General features: G+C 67.6%; 6 protein-coding genes. 4 read left to right on the top strand and 2 right to left on the bottom strand.

Features of this window, described 5'->3' with window-relative positions; all coding sequences use genetic code 11:
- Positions 1 to 485: RNA polymerase sigma factor (locus ACRDPN_RS07180; protein ID WP_431446697.1), on the bottom strand; the 485-nt coding region annotated here is incomplete at its 3' end.
- An 80-nt stretch (positions 486 to 565) separates the two neighbouring features.
- Between ACRDPN_RS07180 and ACRDPN_RS07175 the strand changes: the two genes are divergently transcribed.
- From ACRDPN_RS07175 to ACRDPN_RS07160, 4 genes are all read left to right on the top strand, one after another.
- A complete protein-coding gene (locus ACRDPN_RS07175) occupies positions 566 to 1,090 on the top strand; it encodes a hypothetical protein (protein WP_431446696.1) in 525 nt (174 codons plus the stop codon).
- 72 nt (positions 1,091 to 1,162) lie between these two features.
- Entirely contained in the window at positions 1,163 to 2,368 is a 1,206-nt protein-coding gene (locus tag ACRDPN_RS07170; protein ID WP_431446695.1) for an alkane 1-monooxygenase, read from the top strand.
- Positions 2,365 to 2,616, top strand: a complete 252-nt coding sequence (locus tag ACRDPN_RS07165) for a rubredoxin (RefSeq protein ID WP_431446694.1) — start codon at positions 2,365 to 2,367, stop codon at positions 2,614 to 2,616. The genes ACRDPN_RS07170 and ACRDPN_RS07165 overlap by 4 nt, the downstream gene beginning before the upstream one ends.
- A complete protein-coding gene (locus ACRDPN_RS07160) occupies positions 2,613 to 3,230 on the top strand; it encodes a TetR/AcrR family transcriptional regulator (RefSeq protein WP_431446692.1) in 618 nt (205 codons plus the stop codon). Before ACRDPN_RS07165 ends, ACRDPN_RS07160 begins: the two co-directional genes overlap by 4 nt.
- On the opposite strand, the gene ACRDPN_RS07155 is transcribed toward ACRDPN_RS07160, so the two are convergent.
- Positions 3,227 to 4,528, bottom strand: a 1,302-nt coding sequence (locus ACRDPN_RS07155; RefSeq protein WP_431446691.1) for a dolichyl-phosphate-mannose--protein mannosyltransferase, incomplete at its 5' end; no start/stop codon positions are given. The two genes, ACRDPN_RS07160 and ACRDPN_RS07155, sit on opposite strands and share 4 nt — an antisense overlap.

Here is a 4,528-nt window from a genome sequence, read left to right as displayed (position 1 = left end):
GAGACGCCGAGCTCGCGGGCCGCCTGCTCGTAGGTGCGGTCGCCCTCGACGCACAGCTCGTAGAGCCGGCGGTCGTTCTCGGCCAGCGCCGCGACGGCCTTGTCGATCTCGGCCCGCACCTGAGCTGCCTCGATCTCTCGCTCGACGGGCGAGTCGGCGCCCTCGAGCACGTTGTCGTCCAGCGCATCGTTTCGTCGCCGCGACGCCCGCCGGTACGCGTTGAGCGCGGTGTAGCGCGCCGTGACCAGGAGCCACGGCAGCAGCGACCCGTCGACCGGTGTGATGGCGCGGATCTTGCGCCATGCGGTGACGAACACGTCTTGCGTGACCTCCTCGGCCTCACCCGCGTCGTGCACGACTGAGTAGGCCTGCCAGTAGACCGGCCGGACGTGGCGGTCGTACAGGTCGGCGAACGCGAGCCGGTCGCCTTCCTGCGCACGCGTCAGCAGCTCGACGTCGTCAGCGACCTCGGTCGAAGGGCTCATACCTGCTCCATGTCGGTTCCGCACAAACCGTCTCACGCTGGGCACACGTAAACTCAGAAGATGGCGATGATGTGGGGAGCATGAGGCGCCGCACTCGCGCCGTGCTGGCTGCCGCGGTGGCCGCGCTGGCGCTCGTTATTGCCGTGCCGACCCTCGACGACGAGGAGCGGGTCGACCCGTACCTGAACTTCGTCACGGCCCATCTCGACGTCCTGCCCACTGAACCGCTGCCGGTGTCGGCGGATGCAAAGTTCTCGCGCACCGTCGCGAAGTTCACCGACCTCGAGAGTGTCGAGCCGGCGCTGGACGCCTGCGCCGGGCCGGTCGCGGTCTATCTCGGCGCCGGGCATCCGAAGCTTGTCGCCGAACACGACTACTGCGGCGGTTCCGACTGGATGTCGAAGCTCGACACGAATGACGTCGTCCAGCTGACGGGTCGAGGCGTCGTGCCGGGTCTGTACACCACTGAGACCATCAAGTACGTCGGGCGCTACGACTCGACTGTGGACGACATGCCCGACGGAGACGTCGTGCTCCAGACCTGCATCTCCAAGACGGAAATGGTGCTCGTCGGACTCCGGCTGGCGGCCCCGGTCACAACTTGACACAGGATTGTTACTTGTCAAGTCGCTTGACATGTTGTACCTTCATGTCAAGCGACCAAGGAGTATCCGCTCATGACCATCGAAGCCACCATCGACGGCCAGCTCGTGCGCTGGCGCGACAGCAAGCGTTACCTCTGGCTCATGGGAGCCATCATCCCGTTGATCCCGATCGCGATGTGGGGCCTGTACGCCTGGACCGGCTCGACGCTCTCGTGGTTCTTCGGCCCGTTCTTCGTGTTCGTGCTGATCCCGCTCTTCGACCTGCTCGCCGGGCTCGACCCCAACAACCCGCCCGATGAGGTCATCGAGGCACTCGAGGAGGATCGCTACTACCGCTGGATCACCTACGCGTTCATCCCGATGCAACTCATCGGCCTCGTCTGGGGCGCGTACCTGCTCGGCGGCGGCACGCTGCCCGGCATCGACGACCCACTGACGGTCGTGCAGAAGATCGGCCTCGCCACCGGCCTGGGCATGGTCGCCGGTATCGGCATCAACACCGCGCACGAGCTGGGTCATAAGAAGGAGCAGATGGAGCGCTGGGCCGCCCGCGTCGCCCTGGCCCAGACGTTCTACGGACACTTCTACATCGAGCACAACCGCGGCCACCATGTCCGCGTCGCGACGCCTCCCGACCCGGCAAGCGCACGCCTCGGCGAGACCGTGTGGGAGTTCTTCCCGCGCACCGTGTGGGGCAGCCTGAAGAGCGCGTGGGGCCTGGAGAAGAAGCGCTTGGACCGACGCGGCCAGTCGCCGTGGTCGCTGCGCAGCGATCTGATGAACGCCTGGACGTTCTCCGTCGTGCTCTGGGGCGCCCTGATGATCGCGTTCGGCTGGGAGATCCTCCCGTACCTCGTCATCCAGGCGATCCTCGGCATCGCCTTGCTCGAATCCGTCAACTACCTCGAGCACTACGGCATGAAGCGGCAGCTGCTCGACTCCGGCCGTTACGAGCGCCCGAACCCGAGCCACAGCTGGAACAGCAACAACATCGGCACGAACGTGCTGCTATACCACCTCCAGCGCCACAGCGACCACCATGCCAACCCGACGCGGCGCTACCAGGCCCTGCGTGACTTCAAGGAGGCGCCGGCGCTGCCCACCGGCTACGCCGGGATGATCGTCCTGTCGTGGGTGCCGGCCATCTGGCGCCGCGTCATGGACCCCCGAGTGCTCGAGCACTTCGACGGCGACGTCTCGCGCGCCAACCTGCATCCGCGCAACGCGGAGAAGTACGTTGCCAAGTATGGGAGTGGCAGCGTGAAGGAGGCGGCATGAGCCCCAGTCTGAGTGGGCGCTGGATCTGCCCCAACTGCGAGTACGTCTACGACGAGGGCAAAGGCGACTCGCACGAGGGTTGGCCGCCCGGCACGCCGTTCGCCGACATCGATCCCGACTGGACGTGCCCCGACTGCGGAGTACGCGAGCAGGTCGACTTCCTGCCGATCGAGGAGTTCGAGCACAACGATCAGGATGGGAACGTCATCTCCGCCGAGACCCGCTCGCGGCCGGAGGGCGACCCGTGACCATCAGCTTCCGTCACGAGGTGCAGGGAATGCTGCGTGAGCGGCTGCTCGACGCTGCGTACGAGATGATCGAGACGTCCGGCTGGGCGTCGGTCACCATGGCCAAGCTCGCCTCGGCCGTCGGCGTGAGCCGTCAGACGGTGCACACCGAGGTGGGCACCCGTCATGGTCTGGCCGAGGCGCTCACGCTGCGCGAGCTGGGCCGCTTCCTCGACCTCGTCCGGGCGCGGATGGGCGCCGAGACCGACATCGTCGCGGGCATCCGCTCGGCGTGCCAGGGTGCGCTCGAGCTCGGGGAGTCGAGCGTGCTGGTGCGCACCGTCTTTGGCTCGGTGAGCGGCGAGAACGATGCCGACTTCCTGACCATCCTCACCACTGAGTCAGGCGAGATCGTCGAGCTCGCGGTCTCCGTGGTCACCGAGTGCGTCCGCGACCTCTACCCGCCGCTCCCGCTCACCGACGACGAGCTCGACGTCGCGGCCGAGGCCATCGTCCGTCTCGTGCTGTCGGCGCTGACGCGTCCGTCCAAGTCGCCCAGCGAGGCGGCCGACGACATCGCCTGGGTCATCGAGCTTGCCCTCGCCGGCGCGAGCGCCCGCACGCAGACGAGCTAGATCCAGCGGTCGAACCACATCCGGTCGTGCCAGGAGTCGTACGGCAGGAGCTCGTAGGTCCAGATCGGGAAGAAGAACCAGAAGGCGATGACGACTGCAGTCACCAGGATCCCGGCGCCCAGCCACACGCCGTAGCGTCCGCGCGGCGACTGGAGGCGGCGTCGAGCCAGGTCCACGAACAGGCACAGCGCGATGATCATGAAGGGCAGGCTCGCCACCGCGTAGAACGAGAATATCGGCCGGTTCGTCGTCAGCAGCCATGGCGCCCACGTCGCCAGCAGACCGAGGGTGGGCACCGACCAGCGCCAGTCGCGGAAGGCGATCCACGCGGCGACCGCCCCCACCGAGGCCACCACGCATGGCCACCACACCGCCGGGTTGCCGAGGATCAGGGTCTCCCGCAGGCAGCTCGACGACGACGGAGCGCCGCAGTGCACGGCCGGCACCTTGAGCTGGACCGCCACGCTGACCGGGCGGTCGAGAACGAGCCACCCCCACGCCTGTGACTGGTAGTCGTGCGTCTGGGCGGCGAGGTACGCGCCGGTGTGGAAGTGGTACGACATCTGGTGGTAGCTCCACAGCGACCGCAGCGCATCCCACGTGTGGCCGATCAGACCGGCGGACGGTGACTTCACGTACGCCCCCCACGGTGCCTCGTCGCCGTGGCCGAGCCCGAATCGCTGCTCGTAGACGTCGGCGTTGAGTAGCCAACCGGTCCAGGTCGCGACGTAGACGAGGGCGGCGACGCCCACCAGAGTCACGAAGGCGGGAACGCCGACGGCCAAGGTGGAGGTGAGCCAGGATCGTCCATGTCGCCGCCGCGCCACGACCTCCCACGCCACCGCCGCAAGGCCGAAGACCGCGAGCACATAGAGGCCGCTCCACTTGGTCCCGCAGGCCAGCCCGAAGCAGACACCGGCCAGCAACTGCCACGGCCGGAGCACGCGATAGCGATCGAGCCGCTTGGTGATCCAGTCGTGGTCGGCGACGAGGCACGCCACCGCGCAGACGATCCAGAACGTCAGGAAGACGTCGAGCAATGCCAGTCGGGACAGGACGAGGTGGACCCCGTCGAGGGCGAGCAGTAGACCGGCCAGGCAGCCGATGACGGTCGAACCCGTCAGCCGCCGGACCAGCCGGGCCAGCACGAGGACCGTCAGGGCGCCGATGACCGCGGCACTGACGCGCCAGCCGAACGAGTCCATCCCGAACGCGGCCTCGCCCAGCGCGATCAGCCACTTGCCTGCCTCGGGATGGACGATCTGGGACGGCTGACCGTCGATGAACAGGTCGCTGAG

Origin of the sequence: Aeromicrobium sp., from assembly GCF_050700635.1 — a bacterium.
Lineage (GTDB): Bacteria > Actinomycetota > Actinomycetes > Propionibacteriales > Nocardioidaceae > Aeromicrobium.
The sequence above is the reverse complement of the archived record's forward strand: the minus strand, read 5'-3'. Positions and strand labels throughout refer to the sequence as shown.

What these genes read in the sequence shown, in the direction of transcription:
- ACRDPN_RS07175 (WP_431446696.1), top strand. Translation starts at nt 566, where the DNA reads ATGAGGCGCCGCACTCGCGCCGTGCTGGCTGCCGCGGTGGCCGCGCTG.
- ACRDPN_RS07165 (WP_431446694.1), top strand. Translation starts at nt 2,365, where the DNA reads ATGAGCCCCAGTCTGAGTGGGCGCTGGATCTGCCCCAACTGCGAGTAC.
- ACRDPN_RS07170 (WP_431446695.1), top strand. Translation starts at nt 1,163, where the DNA reads ATGACCATCGAAGCCACCATCGACGGCCAGCTCGTGCGCTGGCGCGAC.